Below are 19,482 nucleotides of genomic sequence, written 5' to 3'. Positions count from 1 at the left end.
TCTCAGGGCGAGCAAAACAGGAACCTGTTCTCGTTTGCTGCTGGGAGCGTATCCTGGGCCAAAGTTGGTAGCAAGCGCTTGATTCAGCGACTTCGGAGGTATCCGTGGAGCTCCTGCCGATCAGCACCCCCCACTGCCGGATCGAACGTGACGGCCACGTCCTGACCGTCACCATGAACCGGCCCGAGGCCCGCAACGCGCTGTCCTCGGACATGCTGATCGGCCTGGCCTCGGCCTGGGCGTACGCGTCGGCGGAGCCCGGGATCCGGGTGGCGATCCTGACCGGCGCGGAAGGCACGTTCTGCTCGGGCGCCGACCTCAAGGCCATGGGCCAGCCCTCCTCGGACCCCGACGTCCAGGCCAGGGCCGCCCAGATCCCCAACTTCCACTGGAAGGGCCTGCTGAGAGAGGACCTGCCCACCAAGCCGATCATCTGCGCGGTCGAGGGCTACGCGGTCGCCGGAGGCACCGAACTGCTGGTGGGCACGGATCTTCGGGTGGTGGCGGAGTCGGCCACCCTGGGCCTGTTCGAGGCCAAGCGCGCGTTGTTCCCCATGGGTGGCAGCGCCGTGCGGCTGCCCCGGCAGATCCCGTACTGCCACGCCATGGACCTCCTCCTCACCGCCCGCTCGATCACCGCCGCGGAGGCCCTGTCGATGGGGCTGATCAACAAGGTGGTCCCGGACGGGCAGGCGCTCGCGGCGGCCCGCGAACTGGCCGACGCGGTGGCCGCCTCCGGGCCGCTGGCGGTCCAGGCCATCCTGCGGACGTACCGGGACACGCTGGGCATGCCGGAGGTGGAGGCCCTGAAGGTGTCGGACGATCTGGGATGGCCGGTGATCGGCTCGGAGGACGCCAAGGAGGGCACCAGAGCCTTCCGCGAGAAGCGCCCCCCGACCTACCAGGGCCACTGACCACCGTCGCGCTTATACTGGATTCCGTAGCACGACGAGCTACAAGAGGCTACGGTAAGGCGCATGATGAAGGTCATCAGTCAACGAGAGTTCCGAAACCACTCCGCCGATGTCATGAATCAGGTCGAGGCGGGCGAAACCTTCCACATCACCCGCAACGGCGTCGAGATCGCGGAGCTGCGACCGCTTCCGCGCAGGCGGCGCCTGAGCGCCGAAGAGCTGGTCGCGAAGCACCGGCTGCTCCCCCAGGTCGACTACTTCGAGATGCGCCGTGAGGCCGACGAGTTCTTCGGGACAGAGGACCGTGTCGATGACGACCCGTGGGGGCGCCGACATGGCTGATCGTCACACTTCCGGAGTCATCGACACGTGTGTGTACATCGACCTCGGCGAGATCTCTCCCGATGCCCTCCCAGCCCAGCCAGAGCTCACGGCGATCACCTTCGCCGAGTTGCACCAAGGCGTGGCCATGGCGAGGGACGCGGCGACTCGAGCCGCCCGCATGGAACGGCTGGGCAGCGCGGCAGTCGACTTCGAGCCGCTCCCCTTCGACGCCGACGCGGCCGCCCGCTACGGCAGCCTCGTCGCTCTCACGGTCGCGGCGAAGCGCGATCCCCGGCCCCGGCGCATGGACCTCATGATCGCCGCGGTCGCCTCCAGCCGGGGCCTGCCGCTCTACACCCGCAACACCGACGACTTCGTGGGGCTCGAGAGTCTGGTGACCGTCGTTCCCATCTGAGCCGTCAGTCGTCCGTGAGGCGTTGCAGGCGTTCCAGGGCCTGTGCGTACTCCTCCACCAGCCCGTACACCACGTCCTTGGCCGGCCGCACCTGGTTCATCACCCCGATGATCTGACCGGCGGGGAAGGTGGCCAGTTCGGAGGCGTCCGAGCGGCCGATGCGGCGCAAAGCGTCCGAGACCAGCATGAACTGCAGGGGCATCGGCAGCGTTCCCGGCGACTCCTCCGCCTCCCACGCCTGCGTCCACTCGTTCCTGAGCAGGCGGGCGGGCTTGCCGGTCCAGCTGCGCGAGCGGACGGTGTCGCGGGAGGTGGCCTCCAGGATGCGGCGCTTGGCCATCTCCGGGGTGTCGGCCTCCTCGACCGTGAGCCAGAGGGAGCCGGTCCAGACCCCTTCGGCCCCGAGCGCCATTCCCGCGGCCATCTGGCGGCCGTTGCCGATGCCGCCGGCCGCCAGCACCGGCACGTCCACGGCGTCCACGACCTGCGGGATGAGCACCATGGTGGAGATCTCACCCGTGTGGCCGCCGGCCTCCGTGCCCTGGGCGACCACGACGTCCACCCCCACCTCCACCTGCTTGAGCGCGTGGCGGGGGGTCGAGGCGAGGGCGGCCACCTTGACGCCGTGGGCGTGGGCGAGGTCCACCACGTCGGCGGGCGGCGGGCCCAGGGCGTTGGCCAGCAGCGCGATGGGATGACGCAGGGCCACCTCCACCTGGGGGCGGGCGGTGGCGTCCGTCCAGCCGAGCAGGACCCGGCCGGCCTCGGTGTCGGCCGACAGGGCCGGGACGCCGTGCTTGGCCAGGAGGTTCTCGACAAAAGCGCGGTGGCCGTCGGGGATCATGGACTGCAGGCGGCCGACCAGTTCCTCGGGCGCGAAGTCGGCGCCCTCGTACGAGGCCGGCATGACCACGTCCACCCCGTACGGCTTGCCGTCCACGTGGTCGTCGATCCACTTGAGCTCCATCTCGAGCTCTTCCGGCGTGAAGTAGAGCGCTCCCAGCACCCCCATGCCGCCCGCGCGGCTGACGGCGGCGACGACGTCCCTGCAGTGGCTGAACGCGAAGATCGGGAGCTCGATTCCGAACATGTCCGTTACGCGGGTCCGCATGGCCCGACAATACGTCCGCCAACCGGCGAACTGCAACGCGTTCTAGACTAGAACCTTTCGTCTGGTACCGGTGAGTAACCTCGGCTTATAACTCGTTCTAGTTGGGCTTCCCGGCCAATAAAAAGGGCCCGTTTTCACGGGCCCTCAAATATGCCGGCTATTACTCGGAGTCGGCCGGGCGGCGGCGTCCCAGGACAACCCCGGCCAGAACGAGGACGACGCCCACGATCAGCAGGACCAGCGGGATGATGTTGCGCAGCAGGTTGACCGTGCTCTTGCCCTGCTCCGCGCTCTTGACCAGGTCGTTCACGGTCTGCTCGGTCATCTTCGCGGTGGCGATGAAGGCCGCCGTGCGCTCGATGCCGTCCTGGGTCTTCAGCACCTCGTGGCGCTGCACCTCCTGCCGCACCGGCGCGCCCGTGACCGGCTCGACCCAGTACGTGGTCTTGCCGTCGTACCAGCGGTCCACCTGCACGTCACCGGTGGTGCCGGTGATGCCGAGCACGTTGGCGGGGGCGCTGCGGGTCTCGGTCTTGGTCGGCGGCACGCTCTGCTCGAAGACGTAGACGGGCAGCCCGTTGACCTTGTCCTCGCGTACGAACGTGGCGTCGAACGCCTTGCCGGCCGTGGAGTTGAACACCCTGTACGTCTTCTTCGCCACGTCGAACGGGAACTTGTAGACCTGTCCCTCCAGCGTCACCGGCGCCTTCTCGACGCTGGACCCGCAGCAGTTCACGCCCGTGCCCGTGTAGCGGTTGAAGGCGCTGCGGCGCTCGGAGATGTCGATCTGCGGGCGGCTGTTGGTCACGTCGTTGACGACCGTGGCCTCGTCCCAGACCACCCGGTCGCTCGTGGCCTCCTTCACGTCTCCGCGCGTGGTGACGATGATGTCCAGGTCACCGGTCAGCACCTTGAGGTCCTGGAGCGAGAAGTACTGCGCCCCCTTGGCCTCCAGCCGCGAGATGCCGAACTGGTCCGCCGGAGCGGAGATGATCTGACCCGCCGCCCAGAATTTCAGCAGCGGCGCCAGCGCGATGAAGAAAGCCCCGAACCCGATGAGGACGAGCGTTGAGATACGACCCATCAGGGCCTCCGCATTTGTAGAACACGTTGTCGTCTGGTGCGATCGTCGAGCAACAAAGTATGACAGTGGGTGATGCGCGTCACCGGCGGTCCTGCCACCGCAACCAAATTGATAGAAACAAGTTCTATCGTGGTTTCTGCGTAGGAAAGAGGAAAGTGGGAGCAGCGATGAAGAGCAGGGACGCCGCCCTCGACGGCATCCGCGCGATCGCCGCGCTCGGCGTCTGGCTGCTGCACGTCGGGAGCAACACCGGGGTGATGTACCGCGAGGGCATGATCCCCTGGATGATGAGCCGCCTGGGCATCGCCGTGCCGATCTTCTTCCTCCTGTCCGGTCTGCTGCTGTACCGCCCGTGGGCGCGCGCGGTGATCGAGAATACGCCACGCCCGAGGCCACTGCGTTACCTGTGGCGCAGGGTGCTGCGCGTCATGCCGGTCTACTGGCTCGTGGCCGGGCTGGCGCTGTGGGCGTGGAGCTCCTTCGACTGGGCCGGCTGGCTGAAGTGGATGCTGCTGGCGCAGAACTACTTCCCGGACGACCCGGCGCCCGACGGGCTCTACCAGATGTGGACGTTGCCCATCGAGATGTCCTTCTACGTGCTGCTGCCGGTGCTGGCCTGGCTCCTGCACCGGTGGGCGCGCGGCGGGAACCGGCCGGTCCGGCTGCTGATGGGCATCGCCGTGCTGCCGGTGATCACGGTGGTCACCGTGGTCGTGGCCCGGCTGTTCGAGCAGCCGCAGCTCGCGCTGACGCTGCCGTACAACCTGGTGTTCTTCGCCTGTGGCATGGCGATGGCGGTGTTGTCGGTGTGGATCGGGCACAGCCGCGTGATCGACTCGCTCGCGCCGCAGTTCTTCATCCTGGCGGCCCTGCTGTACGTGCTGCTGAGCACCGAGCTGGCCGGGCCGCGCACGCTCACGCTGCCCACCCTGCCGCAGTCGCTCTGGCGGGTCAGCCTGGAGACGGCGGTGGCCGTGCTCGTGGTGGCGCCGTTCGCGCTGGCCTCCAGGCCCGGCTCGCTCAGGAACCGCGTGCTCGGCAACCCCGTGGCCGCCTACCTGGGCCGCATCTCCTACAGCTTCTTCCTGTGGCACGCGCCGGTGATCACGCTGCAGCTCAAGCTCACCGGCGCGCAGCCGTTCCAGGGCGACTTCGCCAGCGTGGCGGTGGTGTCGTTCGTGATCACGATGCTGCTGAGCGTCGGCAGCTACCACCTGGTCGAGGTGGGCGCTCTCAAGCTCAGCCGACACCGGTCAGCACCTGTTCCGCCGCCGGCCGCTCCGGCTCCGCGGCCGGTCGCGCCGGCTCCGTGACGAGCTGGCCGAACAGCACGCCCACGGCCGCGCAGGCGGCCAGCTGTGGCGCCTCATCCATGAGCACCTCCACGTCGATCCCGTAGTCGCGCAGCACCATGGCCGCCGCCAGCGACAGCGTGGCCGCGCCGAAGACACCGGCCGCCGCCCAGTGCGCGGGCCACCTCCGGGCGCGCAGCAGGAGGGTCAGCAGGACGGCGGCGAGCACCGCGACCATGCCGGGCCAGTTCGCCACCCAGCCGCCGAACGCCAGCGCGAGCACCACCACGTACGGCGCCCGCCAGCGTGCCATCCGCGACGCCGAGGCGGCGGCCGTCTCGCGCACGTGCTCGGGACGCGGCCCCCGCAACGCCAGGGCGGCCAGCGCGAGCAGCGCGATCCCGGCCAGCCCGAGCAGCAGCGCGAGCCGGTAGGGGCGGTCGGGCAGGTATTCGAGCCGCGCGGTGCCCGAGGTGCCCGCCGGCAACTCCCAGCCCTGCTTCCAGCCGTCGATCCGCACCGGTTTGAGCGTCTTGCCGTTGATCTGGGCCCGCCAGCCGGCGTTGTAGTTCTCGTTGACGACGAGGAAGGCGTCCTTGGGCGCGCCCACCTTGACCTCGCGTTCCGTGGTGGTCCAGGTGCCGCGCGCCGCGGCCCCCTCGACGCCGCGCGGCTCGTCGGGCAACGTCCCGACGACGAGGGAGTCGATCCGGTACGGATCCCAGCCGGGCACCTTCACCCGGTTGTCGCCCGCCGCCAGCGCGGCCTTCGAGCAGCCGAGGATCTGCACCGGCCGCTGTTCGAGCAGGTCGGCGTGGGTGCCGGAGACCTTGGTCGGGATGGTGCGGCCGTTCACCTCGATCCTCGGCCCGAGGCCGCAGCCCAGCCTGAGCGGGATGTCGGCGGGCCGGCCGACCGGGTCGACGCCGGGCACCAGCATCTCGGTCACCTGGAGCCGCTGGGAGAACGGGGTGAAGCGCAGCTTGAGCCTGGTGGTGGTCATGGCCTTGAACGTCAGGTTGCCGCGCGCGTCCACCCGGCCGCCGCGTACGACGCCGCCGTCGCCGCTCACGATCACGTCGAGCGGCGACTTGTCACCGCTCGGGCGGCCGATCTGGATGCGGGAGATCGTGCGCTTGCGCTTCCAGGCGATGGTGAGCGTGGGCTCGGTGTCGTCCGCGTCCGGGATCCAGGTGGTGCTCCCGTCCGCGTCGAACGCCGACCTGGGCGAGACCACGGCGTCGTCGCTGAGCTGGGAGGAGCCGGTCACGGTGGTCAGATCCGCACCCACCCGGGTGAACCGGTCGATCAGCTCGGGATCCTTCAGGACGGCCGTTCCCCGCACGTTCGCGGCCTCGGAGGTGGAATCCGCACGGAAGGCGCGGTCGAACCCCGTCTCCTCGCCCTGCTTGGCCAGCACCACCTCGTTGCAGATCCAGCGGTACTGGTTGCGCATGCACGCGGGCCGCTCGTCGAGCCCCCGGTTCATGACGAACACGTCGCCGCCCTCACCGGGCAGCCTGATCGTGCGCTCGGCCGTGACGCCGGGGATCGACAACTCGATGATGCCGACGCGCTGCCCGTAGCTCCACACCTCCGACGCGGTGGCGGCGACCTTGAGCCGCAGCCAGGTCGTGGGCCCGGCGGGCACGCGCAGCCGCTGCGGGTCGGTGCTGCGCGTGACGCCCTGGACCAGGCTGCCCGCCTCCGTCTCCACGGCCACCTTCGTGATCGACTGGCCGAGCAGCAGGTCGGGGGCGAACATGACGTTCACGTACGGGATCCGCATCGCGCCGGGCAGGTCCACGCGCAGCCATTCGCCCTTCGGGGCCTGGGTGCCGTCGCTCTCCCAGCCGGTGCCGGCGTTGCCGTCCATGGCCGCCCAGGGGCTGCGGCCCGTGGTGCTGATCCCGGCGATCGCGTACGGATCCGCGACCGAGGAGGACGCGCTGATCCCCGATATGCCGTGGTACTCGGCCACGGCGCTGTCGTCCAGCCAGCCGCCCTCCAGCAGGTCCAGCGCCCTGACCCCGGAGAAGTCGGCCTTCTTGTCGGCCGTGAGGGTGGGCGAGAGGTTCGTCCTGATCTCGCCGAACGAACGCTCGCGCAACCGCAGCGCGTCGCTGACCACGGTCGGCGCCTCCCGCGTGCCCGCGTCGCCGTTCACCAGGACCGGCTCGTCGTTCAGCAGGCCGAGGTCGCCCATCGCGAGCAACGACTCAGGCCCGCCGCGCACGGCCAGCGCGTCGGCCGCGGCCTGCACGGAGACCACGTCGGAGCTGCCGCTCACCTCGTACAGGTCGAGCGCGGGGAACGGCGCGTCGATCTGGTTCACCGCGTCGTCGGTCTCCTTGTCGCCGATCTGCTCGCCGAACGAGCGCAGCTTCTCGATGCCCGGCGACTCGCGCAGCGCCTCGTAGATCCGGGACGGCCAGGCGCCCTGGAGGTTCTCCCTGTTCAGGTCGTTCCTGACGAGCAGGTAGCGCACGCCCAGCCGGCGCAGCACGGCCGTCACTCCGGCCGAGCCGTGCCCCGCGGTGAGCCGCTGGTCGATGACGTCGAGCAGCCTGGTCAGGCCCACGGAGCCGGGCGGCGTGATCTGCCTGGTGGCCCAGCGCGAGGTGGACAGGGCCTGCATGGGCTCGTCCATGGGGCGGCCCCAGACGTACTCGCCGAACTTGGCGCCCGGCACGATCAGCACGCCGTCGTCGTCGGCGTTGCGGTTGAGCCAGTCGGCCGCCTCCTGCCAGTGCGACGGGACCTCCTTGAAGTCGCCGGGGGCGGCCAGTCCCTGGTTGAAGACGGGCAGCACGAGGGCGGTGCAGGCCACGACGCAGAGCGTACGGAGTGGGATCCTGGCCCTGACCAGCAGGTGCGCCAGGCCGAAGGCGAGCGCGAGGCGCAGCAGGGGGTCGAACTTGCGCAGGTTGCGCAGCGGCGCGAGCGGCCCGTCCAGCAGCCAGCGCACCGGCTCGGCCACGACCGGCTCCAGCGCGCTCGCGTGCCCAGCGACCAGCGCCACCGCGCCGGCCAGGAACAACGCCACCAGGAAACCCTTGGCGGGCAGGTCGCGGCGGGACAACCCGGCCAGGCCCAGCGCGGCGATCACGCCCGTGACCACGACCATCGTGGCGGAGGTGGCGATCCTGAAGCCGGGCGGCTGCTCGAAGACGCCGCTCAGCGGCAGGTAACGCACCCAGTCGGAGGCGCCGCGCAGGACGTTCGTGAGCGAGGTGACCGCCGTGGTGGTCTCGGCGGTCTCGGTGTACGGCAGGAACGAGAACGCGTATCGGCCCACGAGCAGCAGCGGCAACGACCAGAACAGGGTGGCCAAGGCGACGGCCCCCGACCACCAGCCGAGCAGCCGCCAGCGCGGCACCGGGCGCGGGCGGGTCAGGATGTACAGGACGGGCGCGACCAGCACGGCCAGCACCGCGACCGCGTTCACGCCGCCGCACAGCGCCACCGCCAGCGCCGACCTGATCGCGCCGCGCGCCCGCTGGCCCGTCTCCGAGGCCGTGAGCAGCGGGATCAGGATCCACGGGAGCATCGCGGCGGGCAGCCACTCGATCGAGATCTCGCCGAGGATGGACAGCGTGCGCGGAGCCAGCGCGTACGCCAGCGCTCCCACGATCCTGGTGCCCGGCGTGCCGATGCCGAACTGCCCGGCCAGCCGCTCCACGCCGAGGAAGGCCACGCTCATCAGCAGCGTCAGCCAGAGGCGCTGCGTCACCCACGGCTCGACGCCGGCCAGGTCGCCCAGCGCGAAGAAGGGGCCCATCGGGAAGATGTAGCCGGCCACCTGGTTCTGGAGCTGGCCGAACTGTTGCAGGTCCCACAGGTGGGCGGCGCGTTCCAGCCAGCCGACCGGGTTGAGCGCCAGGTCCATCTTGGTGTCGGAGATGAGGTGGCCCGGCTTGGTGGTGAAGGCCAGCAGCCCGAAGCCGAAGCAGCACAGCAGCAGCCAGAGCCGCCGCCTGGCCGGCTCGCGGACGGGGCGGCCGGCGCCCGTGCGCCGCCCGGCCACCAGCTGGTCGGTGGGGAGCAGGGTCACCGGCCCTCCAAGCCGGGACCCGGCCGCTCGGCCGCACACGACTCCTGGCCGGAGCCCGGCCGCTCGGCCGCTCGGGGCTCCTCCCAGCCGGGGCCGGGGTCGTGGCCGAGCATCAGGGCGGTGAGGCGGTCAGCGCTGCGGTCCCAGGAGAAGCGGCCCGCCCATTCCCGACATTTCACGGTATAAGTGTGGTCCAGCTCGTCGAGCGCGGCGGCAATGCCCTTGGCCAGGCCCGTTCCCTCGGGCAACAACCAGCCCGTCTCCCCGTGCCGTACGGCATCCCGCAGCCCGTCCACGTCGTACGCCACCGTCGGCACACCCAGCGCGGCGGCCTCCAGCACGCTCAGCCCCCACCCCTCCCCCTGGGAGGCACTCACGTGCAGCCAGGCCTGGGCGACGAGCCGCGCCTTGTCCTCCTCCGGCAGGTACCCGTGCAGGGTCACCCCCTCGGGCAGCCGCTCCCGCAGCGCCGCCTCCTCCGGCCCCCGGCCGACGATGTCCACGACCAGGTCAGGCCACCGCTCCCGCAGCTCCGCCACGGCGTCGAGCAGCAGGTGGACCCGCTTGTGGGCGACCAGCCGCCCGAGACAGACAAGCCGCGGAACACGACTTTTCTCGATATTTCCGGTCTGAGCGACGCTCACCCCGTTCGGCACGATGTGTACGGGCCCTCGCCACCCGAGCCGCTCCCGCATGGCCAGCACCGTGGACGGCGAGACGGCCACGCTCTCGTGCCGCCGGTAGCTCCACCGCGACACCGGCCCCTCCAGGAAGCGCCCGAACGCCGCCAGCCACCCCGGCATGTGCACCCCGAACTGCCGGTCGTGCACGTGATGCACGACGCAGAGCACCCGGGTACGCCGCCCCACCACCCAAGGCGTGAAGAACGGGATCCCGTTCTGGCAGTCGAGCACCACGTCGAAGCGCCGCCGCCGCAGCGACAACCAGCCCAGAACCAGCGGATAGACGGAGAAGACGCCGCCCATCCGCACGAACCGCACCCCTTCGACGCTCTCGCGCCGGCTCTGCCCCGGCGCCCGGGCGGTGACGAAGCACACCTCGTGACCGGCCCGCGCGAAACGGCGGGCCGGTTCCCAGGCGAACGTCTCGGCGCCACCCGCCTGGGGGTGCCAGGGGTCACGCCAGTTGACGACAACGATCTTCACGGATATCCGACGGGGTCGAGCGGCGGTTCCCAGGCGGGCTGCGGCGCGGTCCTGGGCCGGGCGCGCAGCCGTACCCAGATCCGGCCGAGCTCCAGCACGATGCCGAACGTGTGCCGCGCGGGGGAGAAACGCGAGCCGGGCATGTCATGCCAGCGCACGGGGATCTCCCGTACCGGCGAACCCCGCTCGACGCAGCGCGCGAGGAACTCGACGTCGAAGGCGAACCCGGAGGTACGCAGCCGCGCGGCGGTCTCGCGGGCCAGCACGCCTTCGAAGAACTTGAAGCCGCACTGGGTGTCGCTCACCCCCTGGACCAGCGCTCCGGCCAGCGCACGGAACCCGAACGCGCCCAGCTCGCGGATCCGGCTGTGCCGGTTCTCGACGAGAGAGCCCTGGTGCGCCCTGGAGCCGATGACCACGCGCTCACCGGACAACAACAGCCCGAGCGCATGGTCGATGGCATCGAGGTCGGTGGCCATGTCGGCGTCGCAGAAGCCGACGAAGGGAGCGCTCGTGCCGAGCAGCCCGGCACGTACGGCGGCTCCTTTCCCTGGGATCGCGCACTGGATGAGACGGACGGGCACGGGGCCGCGCGGCCAGTTCGTGACGATCTCGGCCGTGTGGTCCGTGCTGGCGTTGTCCACGACGATGACGGCAGTGGGGAACGGCATTCGGGCAAGCTTCGCGCACAGCTGCAGGAGCCCCCCGGGAAGTCGTCCTTCCTCGTTGTAAGCGGGAATGACGATCTCAAGCAGTGGTGGTCGGCTCGTCCCCTCGTCCCCTCGCGGAGAGGGCGGCATCTCGGATCGGGTTACCGGTCGCCGTAGTTGTAGAGCGGCTGATTGACCGGCGTGGCTGTGGCGCCGGTGAAGGTGACGGTGGTGACCGTCGCCACGAGTGCCGCTACGGCGATGCCGACGATCGCTGCTAAGAGGATCTTGATCACGGGGGTTCCTCCTCGAGCGGGCGGGTGGTGCGGGCGTCCCCAAACTTAGAACCAATTCCTGCTACTCGGAAGTAGCTAGACGAAATCTTAACAAAGCCGCTGATCAGCGTACCTATGCGGAGTCAATCTCCTCCACAGATCCTTCAAATCGGTACAACCGCAGGTCACCGGTATCGACTATGATTCTCGCGCTCCGTAGCCACCCGTCGAACCGCTGCCGCTCCGCACCTGTCCCCGCGTCGACTATTACGTAGCGAAATCCCGCCCCCGCCAGATCGGGTGAGGGTCCTTCTAGTACGTGTTCTACCGCCCGTGCCCGGGGATCCTCGCTCTCGACGACCAGGTCCCCCACCCGTACGGCATCGCTGGAGACCACCCGCCGCCCCGCCACCGCGAAGAAGCGCTGCGCCGGATCCAGCACCGCCCGCCCCCCGTTCCACGGGAACTGCCGGTAGGACTCGAACGGCAACACCAGCACGTCCCCCGCCGCCGGATCGCGCCTGATGCTCTCCCGCGCGACCGTCCAGCTCTCCGGATACGGAACGGACCCGAGCCGCCCGAGCGAACCCCACGCCATGGTCGGCAGCAGCGCCACCGGCACCAGCGCCAGCGCGCCCACCCAGGCCCGCCGCCTGGCCACGGATTCGGCCAGCAGCCCCAGCCCCAGCGCCGCCACCAGCGCCAGCGGCGCGACGAACTGCTGCGCGTCCCTGAACACCCCGAACCCGCCCCACACCCCCACGACCTGCTTGTACGCCTCCCGGCCCGGCTCACTCACCCCCACGCACGCCACGGCCAGCCCGATCCCCGCCGCCACGGCCAGCCCTCTCCTGTACGGCGCCGGGCTCCGCAGGAAGGCGACGATCCCGGCGAGGGTGATCGCCAGTCTGGCCACCGCCCCGACCACGCTCTCGTAGCCGGGCGGAACCGCGTACACATTCCAGATCCCACCGAGCGACAGCAGACTCCCCACAGTCCCGAACGGCGTGTCCGCCCTGGCCGCGAACGCCTCCACACCGACCGGATCCCCATCGATCCCCTCCGGCCGCAACGCGGTCGCCACCAGCCACGGCAGACTGAACCCCACCAGCACCACCACCGCCCGCACCACGCCCTTCCACCACACCGCAGCTTCCCCCCGCGCCTTCCGGGGTACGGCCTCCTCCCGCGACTGGACCCTCCGGCGCGAGGCGGCCACCGGAAGCGCCGTGAGCGCGGTGACCGTCATCGCCGCGAACCCGCCTACCGCCGCCGGCAACACGGCCAGGGCCAGCCGCCGCCCCGACCACACCGCCCGTACGACCCAGGGCAGCCCCGCGTACCCCAGCAACAGCGCCCACTGCCCGATCAGCAGCCGCTCGGCCACATACGGGTTCCACACGTAGAACGCCCCCGCCACCAGTCGCGGCCCCAGCGACTCCGACGGCAGCAGCAGCGCCGCCCCCGAGCACCCCAGCACGAAGATCGCCAGCAGGATCAGCTTCTGCACCAGCTCGGCCGGCAACACCTGCGCCAGCGCGGTCACCACGACGTCGCTCGGCACCACCCGCGCAGCCCCGCCCGCCAGCCCGAACGTGAACCGCGAGAACTCCGGGTCGGGCACGAACACCATGTCTTGGAGCAGCGTGAACCCCCAGCCCAGGGCGGGCCCGAGCGCCAGGCAACCAAGCACCAGCCCAAGGAGGGCAGCGGCGAGCCCAGCTCGGACCGTATGCGACATCCCGCTATGACACCACAAAGCCCCCACGACCACCCCAGCACCAACCCACCCGCGCCGCAGCCACCCCAGGGGCACCCCGACCACCCACGCGCCGCCGGCGGCACCCTGACCACCCACTCACATCGGAGCCGCCCCAACCGCCCGCGCACCCGAGAGCCGCCCGCACCGAAGCCGCGCGCACGGGAGTTGCCCGCCTGGAGCTGCCCGCCCTGGAGCCGCCCGCACGGGAGCCGCCCGGCCGGGAGTTACCCGTCCTGGAGCTGCCCGCGGACCGCTTAGTCGCCCTGGAGTTGTCCCAGCCGAATGTTGATCGTGGCCTTGGATCCGTCCGACCGGATCAGGCCCACCCGGGCCTGGTCCCCGGGCTTGAGGGTGGTGATGGTCTCGGCCAGGGCCGCCATCGTCGGCGTGTTCTTGCCGTTGATCGAGACGATCACGTCACCGGCCCGGACGCCGGCCCGCTCGGCCCCGCTACCCGGCTCGACGCTGGCCACCCCGACCCCGCTCGGCTGCCCGTCGGACCCGATGACCGTGCTGCCCCGGATGCCCAGCGCGGCCCGGTGGCTGTTGGTGACCTTGCCGTTCTGGACGATCTGGCGAGCGATGTCGGTGGCGGTGTTGCTCGGGATCGCGAAGCCGATGCCCGGCGCGGCGCCACCGCCCAGTTGGGGGTCCGTGGCCGCGAGCGTCGGGATGCCGATCACGTGGCCGGACAGGTCGACCAGGGCGCCACCGCTGTTGCCCGGGTTGATCGCGGCCGAGGTCTGGATCGCGCCGGCGATGGTCGCCCCGGGCGAGCCGGGGTTCTGCGGTTCGGTGACCGTACGGCCGAGGGCGGAGACGATGCCGTCCGTCACGCTGCCGGACAGGCCCAGCGGGTTGCCCATGGCCAGCACGATCTGCCCCACGCGCAGCTTGGCGGAGTCGGCGAACCGGGCGGGCCTCAGCCCGTCGGGCTTGTCCACCTTGATCACCGCCAGGTCCCCCGCGGGGAACGACCTGACCAGTTTGGCGGATCGCGCCGGGCCGCCGGTGGCGATGGTCACGGTCATCTGTGTGGCCTGGCCGACGACGTGGGCGTTGGTGACGATATGGCCCTTGGTGTCGAACACGATGCCGGAGCCGAGCCCGGCCTTCGTGGTGATCTGCACGATGGACGGCAGAACCTCCGAGATGACCTTCTCGTACGCCGACTCCAACGTCTGCGGCGAGGTCGGCCGAGAGGCGGTCGGCGTGCTCGTGGTCGGCGCGGGGGACGGCGTGGCGGTGCCCGTGGTCGTGGGAGGCGGCCCGCAGCCGGCGAGCAGTACGGCTGCGGCGGCCAGTCCCGCGGCGATCTCCCTCATGGGAGATCCCTTCCCAGCTCAGCTCGAAAGATACGCTTCTCGCACGTTCCTCCTGCTCAGCTTGCCTGTGGGCGTACGGGGCAACGACTCCCGGTACTCGATCAGCCGCGGATGTTTGAGCCGGGCGAGCCGGGGCGCGCAGTGCCTCAGCAACTCGGCCGTGAGCTCCTCGCCGCCGGAGACCCCGGCCACCGGCTGGACGAGCGCCACGACCTTGTGCCCCCACTCGGGGTCGGGCACGCCGATCACCGCCACGTCGGCGACGGAGGCGTGTTCGAGCAGGGCGGCCTCGATCTCGGCCGGGTAGATGTTGACCCCGCCGGAGATGATCAGGTCGGTCCGCCGGTCCAGCAGGAACAGGTAGCCGTCGTCGTCGAGGTAGCCGATGTCGCCGGGCGTGTAGTCCCGCCCGCGCATGGCCGCCGCCGTCTTGTCCGGGTCGCCGTGGTACTCGAAGCGGTTGATCCCGCCGATGTAGACGAGGCCGGGCGAACCGGTCGGCGCCTGCTCGCCATCCTCCCCCACGATCGTGAACGACATGCCGTCGAGTGCCTTGCCGACCGTGCCGGGCTTGTCCAGCCACTCCTGGGAGGAGACCATGGTCGCCACGGCCGCCTCCGTGGAGCCGTAATACTCCCAGAGCACCGGCCCCAGCCAGTCGATCATCGCCTGCTTGGTGGCCGGCGGGCAGGGGGCCGCGCCGTGGTAGAGGTGGGTGAGGGACGACAGATCGTAGGAATCCCGCTCAGGCACCGCCAGCATCCGGTGGAACATCGTGGGCACCATGAACGCGTTCGTCACCCGGTGCCGCTCGATCAGCTCCAGCGCGGCGGCGGCCTCGAACCGCTCCGGCGCCACGATCGTGTGCCCGTACTGCAGCGCCATCATGGCCTGCCCGTACGGCGCCGAGTGGTAGAGCTGCGAGCACACCAGGTGCACCCCGCCCGTCGGCAACCCGAAGTGCCGCCAGCTCTTGCGCATCAGGATCGGGTACAGCTCCTCCGGCGTCAGGTCCAGCAGCCGCCTGCGCACACCCTTGGGCTGCCCGGTGGTGCCCGAGGTGTAGAGCATCATCGACCCGGCCCGCCGGTGGGCCGGCGCGGTGGCGGGCCGGCCGGCGATGAGTTCGGTGACGGTGAGTGCCTCCGGTGAGACCACCACCTTGGCCCCGCAGTCGGCCACGATGTAGTCGATCTCGTCGCTGGTGAAATGCCAGTTGACGGGAACCAGATAAACCCCGATCTGGTACGTCGCCAGCATCATGGTCAATGCGTCGAGCCCGTTCTTCAGCACGGTCACCACGCAGTCACCAGGTCCGGCTCCGAGCGAGGTCAGGCCGTTGGCGGCCCTGTTGGCGCGGTCGAGCAGCGCTCCGTAGGTCGTGCCCTCCTCCCCGAGGAGGGCGGGGCGTTCAGGGTCGTTGGCCGCGATCTCATAGAAACCCCTCATGTACGCAGACCTTACAGAATTAGATTCTGCTGGGGGAATAGAGGAATTATCCCGCTCTGTAGTGACGTAACCTCAAGGCCATGGCGGACGACGGCGAGCAGAGACGTAGGTATGATTCACCAACCACCCCGTTCCGCAAGGTCGTCATGCCCGAAGAGCAGGCTGAGCAGACCATCAAGATCTCTCGCCCTCCGGCGTCCGGCCCGGTAAAGCCGCAGCCCGCAGGCCAGCCCCCGAGCCAGCCCGCCGCCCCGCCACAGAACCCGCCACAGAAGCAGCCACAGAAGCAGCCGCAAAACCCGTCGCAGGGCCAACCGCAGAACCAGGCCCAGGCCAGGAACCAGGCTCTCAGCCAGCCGCCGCCGGCCCAGTCACCGCCACAACAGCCGGCGCGCCCCCCGGGCCAAGGCCCGAACCAGGGCCAGAGGCCAGGCCAAGGCCCAGGTCAGGGACAGGGACCAGGTCAAGGCCAGGGACCAGGTCACGGCCCGCACCAGGGACAGGGAATCCAGGGCCCGGGGCAGGGCCCGCATCAGGGCATGGGAATGGGACCCGGCCAGCCGCCACAGCAGCCGTTCATGCACCCGCGGCCGCCTTACGACCAGCCGCCGCTGCCGCCCATCCCGCCGCTCCCGCCCCCTCCCCCGAACCGCCGCTTCAGCGACATCCCGATCAAGGCCGTCTACCTGGTCGGCGCCATCCTCGGCACCGTCCTGGCGGTGCTGCTGATCTTCGTGGTGTTCTCCGGCGACGTGCCCACCCGGCAGGAGTCGGGCGAGCAGGTGGCGACGGTCGCGCCGGTGCCCACCGTCAGCGCCACCCCCACCCCGACGGCCAGCCCGACGCCCAGTGAGACCCCGATCGTCTTGCCGCCCGTACCGGACAGCAAGAAGTTCGCCACGCTGTCCGGCACGGCGTCCGTCGTCGCCGGCACGATCACCGACAAGACCGTGGGCATCACCTACCCGAGGTTCGCCTCGCCGTGGAAGGCCAAGTCGTTCCCGCCGTTCTCGATCGCGCAGCGGATCGGCAAGGTAGAGGTCCCGCACACGGTGGTCGCCTCGGCGATGTTCCCTGGTGACACGCCTCTGAAGAAGCCCTCCACGAACGCCGACTACCGCGAGATCGCCACGCTGGCCGCCCGCTGGGCGATGCGTTCCCAGTACCCCAAGGGCGCCACCCTGGACGAGTGGACCGCCTCCCAGAAGATCCCGCTCGGCAAGGGCTGGACGCTCGGCTACAAGGTCTCCTACACCGTGAAAGGCAAGAAGCAGGAGGCCCAGGCCGTGGTGACGATCATCGAGGTCGGCAAGAACAAGCCCGCGATGCTCCTGGGCTCGATTCCCGAGGCGAACAAGTCTCACTGGCCTGACCTGAACACCCTTGTCGCCCAGATTCGTCCGCTCTAGGCCAGAAGCATCCTCTAGAATATGGTTCTGGCATGGACTGGGACCTGGCTGGAGGATGAGTAAATGGCGATCGGGTTGAGCGAGGAGCACGAGGCGCTCCGCGAATCGGTGAGTGGTTGGGCCGAGCGGAACATTCCCTCGGAGCTGCTGCGCGCCGGGGTGGACCGCCGCCCCGCGTTCTGGCCGGGGCTCGCCGAGCAGGGACTGCTCGGCCTGCACGTGCCCGAGGAGTACGGCGGCTCCGGCTACGGGCTGCTTGAGGCGGCCGTGGCCATCGAGGCGCTGGCCGAGCGCATGGCCCCGGGGCCTTTCGTGCCGACCGTGCTGGCCAGCGCCGTGATCAACGTCTCCAAGCGCCCCGAGCACCTGGAGTCGTTCGCCGACGGCACGCTGACCGGCGCGGTCGCGCTGACCGGGAAGCTGAGCGGCACCCGCATGGAGGACGGTTCGCTGGTCGTGTCCGGCACGGCCGAGCCCGTGCTGGGCGGCTCGCTGGCCGACTCCCTGGTGTTGCCGGTCACCACGGCCGACGGTGAGGAGTGGGTGCTCATCGACGCCTCCTCCGCCACCGTGACCGAGGTGAAGTCACTGGACCTGACCAGGCCGGTGGCGAAGGTGGAGCTGTCGGAGGTCGTGGTTCCCGCCGAGGGCATCCTGGGCGGCGTCGAGAGCGCCGACGTGCGCGATCTGGCCGCGATCCTGCTCGGCGCGGAGGCGGCGGGCCTGGCCTCGTGGTGCGTCACAGCCGCCGCCGGCTACGCCAAGGTACGCGAGCAGTTCGGCCGCCCGATCGGCCAGTTCCAGGGCATCAAGCACAAGCTCTCCCGCATGCTCGTCGCGCTGGAGCAGGCCCGGGCCACGGTCTGGGACGCCACCCGCGCGGACGGAAAAGAGCTGGAGTTCGCGGCCGCCGTGGCCGGGGTCATGGCGCCCGACGCCGCCGTACAGTGCGCGAAGGACGCCATCCAGACCTTCGGCGGCATCGGCTACACCTTCGAGCACGACGCGCACCTCTACTACCGCCGCGCGCTCACCCTGCGCGCCCTGCTCGGCTCCTCGGCCGGCTGGGCCGCCACGGTGACCGAGCTCTCCCTGCAGGGCGTCTCCCGCGAGATGGAGATCGACCTGCCGGAGGACGCCGAGGAGCTGCGCGAGTCGATCCGCGCAGAGATCGCGGAGATCGCGAAGCTGGAGGGCAAGGAGCAGAAGCGGGCCCTGGCCAAGGGCGGGTTCGTCATGTCCCACCTGCGCAAGCCGTGGGGCCGCGACGCCCGGCCCCTGGAGCAGGTGCTGATCGCCCAGGAGCTCAAGGCCGCCAGGGTACGCCTGCCCGCCATGATCATCGGTGCCTGGGTGGTGCCGTCGATCGCCGCGTACGGCACGCCTGAGCAGCAGGAACGTTTCCTGCCCAAGACGCTCGCCGGCGAGATGATCTGGTGCCAGCTCTTCTCCGAGCCCGGCGCCGGCTCCGACCTGGCCTCGTTGCAGATGAAGGCGGACAAGGTCGAGGGCGGCTGGAAGCTCAACGGCCAGAAGATCTGGACCTCCGTCGCCCACGTGGCCGAGTGGGGCATCTGCATCGCCCGCAACTCCAGCGAGGGCACCAAGCACGAGGGCATCACGTACTTCCTGGTCGACATGAAGGCCCCCGGCGTCACGGTCAGGCCGCTGACCGAGATGACCGGCGAGAACCTGTTCAACGAGGTATTCCTCGACGACGTCTTCGTGCCGGACGACCTGGTCGTGGGCGAGGTCGGCGACGGCTGGAAGGTGGCCCGCAACACGCTGTCGAACGAGCGTGTCTCGCTCTCGTCCGGCTCGGGCGGCACCGGCTCGTCGGTGAGCGACCTGCTGGGCCTGGCAGGCCGGCTGGGGCGGGAGCTGACGCCGATCGAGGCGCAGCAGGTCGCCGAGGTGGTCTGCGAGGGCCATTCGATCAACGCGCTGTCGTTGCGGGTGACGCTCAAGCAGCTCGCCGGGACCGAGCCGGGCGCGGACGCCTCCGTGCGCAAGCTGCTGTCCACCTCCCACGCCCAGCACGTCTCCGAGACGGCGGTGGAGCTGCTCGGCCCCGCGGCCGTGATCGCGGCCGACATGAAGCTCGGCGACGCCGGCTACTGGAACCGGGCGGTGCTCGCGACCAGGGCGATGACCATCTACGGCGGCACCACCGAGGTGCAGCTCAACATCATCGGCGAGCGCATGCTGGGCCTGCCCAGGGACCCCGAGCCGGGCAAGTAGCGGCCGAGCGG

General features: G+C 70.3%; 16 protein-coding genes. 6 read left to right on the top strand and 10 right to left on the bottom strand.

Features of this window, described 5'->3' with window-relative positions; genetic code table 11:
- The first annotated feature begins 104 nt into the window (after window positions 1-104).
- The 3 genes from ACFPZ3_RS23940 (at window position 105) to ACFPZ3_RS23930 (ending at window position 1,653) form a co-directional block, all read left to right on the top strand.
- A complete protein-coding gene (locus ACFPZ3_RS23940; RefSeq protein ID WP_379516442.1) occupies window positions 105-914 on the top strand; it encodes a crotonase/enoyl-CoA hydratase family protein in 810 nt (269 codons plus the stop codon).
- 63 nt (window positions 915-977) lie between these two features.
- Window positions 978-1,256, top strand: coding sequence for a type II toxin-antitoxin system Phd/YefM family antitoxin (locus tag ACFPZ3_RS23935; RefSeq protein ID WP_379516441.1), 279 nt, complete (start codon window positions 978-980; stop codon window positions 1,254-1,256).
- Window positions 1,249-1,653: a type II toxin-antitoxin system VapC family toxin gene (locus ACFPZ3_RS23930; RefSeq protein ID WP_379516440.1), complete on the top strand. Its 405-nt coding sequence runs from the start codon at window positions 1,249-1,251 to the stop codon at window positions 1,651-1,653. The genes ACFPZ3_RS23935 and ACFPZ3_RS23930 overlap by 8 nt, the downstream gene beginning before the upstream one ends.
- A gap of 4 nt (window positions 1,654-1,657) precedes the next feature.
- Here ACFPZ3_RS23930 and ACFPZ3_RS23925 read toward each other — a convergent pair whose 3' ends face one another.
- Window positions 1,658-2,764 carry an NAD(P)H-dependent flavin oxidoreductase gene (locus tag ACFPZ3_RS23925; RefSeq protein ID WP_379516439.1) on the bottom strand — a complete coding sequence of 369 codons (1,107 nt, stop codon included), beginning with the start codon at window positions 2,762-2,764 and terminating at the stop codon, window positions 1,658-1,660.
- Between the two features lie 160 nt (window positions 2,765-2,924).
- Window positions 2,925-3,848, bottom strand: a complete 924-nt coding sequence (gene pgfA, locus ACFPZ3_RS23920) for a cell envelope lipid trafficking protein PgfA (protein WP_379516438.1) — start codon at window positions 3,846-3,848, stop codon at window positions 2,925-2,927.
- 167 nt (window positions 3,849-4,015) lie between these two features.
- On the opposite strand from pgfA, the gene ACFPZ3_RS23915 reads away from it, so the two are divergent.
- Entirely contained in the window at window positions 4,016-5,161 is a 1,146-nt protein-coding gene (locus tag ACFPZ3_RS23915) for an acyltransferase family protein (protein ID WP_379516437.1), read from the top strand.
- Here the strand turns inward: ACFPZ3_RS23915 and ACFPZ3_RS23910 are convergent.
- From ACFPZ3_RS23910 to ACFPZ3_RS23875, 8 genes are all read right to left on the bottom strand, one after another.
- Window positions 5,088-9,194 (bottom strand): alpha-(1->3)-arabinofuranosyltransferase domain-containing protein, encoded by a 4,107-nt coding sequence (locus ACFPZ3_RS23910; RefSeq protein ID WP_379516436.1) that lies wholly within the window; start codon window positions 9,192-9,194, stop codon window positions 5,088-5,090. The two genes, ACFPZ3_RS23915 and ACFPZ3_RS23910, sit on opposite strands and share 74 nt — an antisense overlap.
- Entirely contained in the window at window positions 9,191-10,360 is a 1,170-nt protein-coding gene (locus tag ACFPZ3_RS23905) for a glycosyltransferase family 4 protein (protein WP_379516435.1), read from the bottom strand. The genes ACFPZ3_RS23910 and ACFPZ3_RS23905 overlap by 4 nt, the downstream gene beginning before the upstream one ends.
- Complete coding sequence (locus ACFPZ3_RS23900) at window positions 10,357-11,160, bottom strand: glycosyltransferase (RefSeq protein WP_379516434.1); 804 nt, start codon at window positions 11,158-11,160, stop codon at window positions 10,357-10,359. Before ACFPZ3_RS23900 ends, ACFPZ3_RS23905 begins: the two co-directional genes overlap by 4 nt.
- Window positions 11,161-11,171: 11 nt before the next feature.
- A complete protein-coding gene (locus ACFPZ3_RS23895; protein ID WP_379516433.1) occupies window positions 11,172-11,306 on the bottom strand; it encodes a hypothetical protein in 135 nt (44 codons plus the stop codon).
- Between the two features lie 112 nt (window positions 11,307-11,418).
- Window positions 11,419-13,026 carry an MmpA family trehalose lipid delivery protein gene (locus ACFPZ3_RS23890; protein ID WP_379516432.1) on the bottom strand — a complete coding sequence of 536 codons (1,608 nt, stop codon included), beginning with the start codon at window positions 13,024-13,026 and terminating at the stop codon, window positions 11,419-11,421.
- Window positions 13,027-13,301: 275 nt separating this feature from the next.
- A complete protein-coding gene (locus tag ACFPZ3_RS23885) occupies window positions 13,302-14,372 on the bottom strand; it encodes a S1C family serine protease (protein WP_379516431.1) in 1,071 nt (356 codons plus the stop codon).
- Between the two features lie 18 nt (window positions 14,373-14,390).
- Window positions 14,391-15,821, bottom strand: coding sequence for an AMP-binding protein (locus ACFPZ3_RS23880; protein ID WP_379516430.1), 1,431 nt, complete (start codon window positions 15,819-15,821; stop codon window positions 14,391-14,393).
- Window positions 15,822-16,192: 371 nt separating this feature from the next.
- Window positions 16,193-16,405 (bottom strand): hypothetical protein, encoded by a 213-nt coding sequence (locus ACFPZ3_RS23875; RefSeq protein WP_379516429.1) that lies wholly within the window; start codon window positions 16,403-16,405, stop codon window positions 16,193-16,195.
- Here ACFPZ3_RS23875 and ACFPZ3_RS23870 point away from each other — a divergent pair.
- Window positions 16,400-17,230: a hypothetical protein gene (locus ACFPZ3_RS23870; protein WP_379516428.1), complete on the top strand. Its 831-nt coding sequence runs from the start codon at window positions 16,400-16,402 to the stop codon at window positions 17,228-17,230. The two genes, ACFPZ3_RS23875 and ACFPZ3_RS23870, sit on opposite strands and share 6 nt — an antisense overlap.
- Before the next feature lie 63 nt (window positions 17,231-17,293).
- The gene (locus ACFPZ3_RS23865; RefSeq protein ID WP_379516427.1) at window positions 17,294-19,471 is read left to right on the top strand and encodes an acyl-CoA dehydrogenase; all 2,178 of its coding nucleotides are present in this window, start codon (window positions 17,294-17,296) and stop codon (window positions 19,469-19,471) included.
- Window positions 19,472-19,482 lie beyond the last annotated feature (11 nt).

Source organism: Nonomuraea insulae (assembly GCF_042656245.1).
The sequence above is the reverse complement of the archived record's forward strand: the minus strand, read 5'-3'. Positions and strand labels throughout refer to the sequence as shown.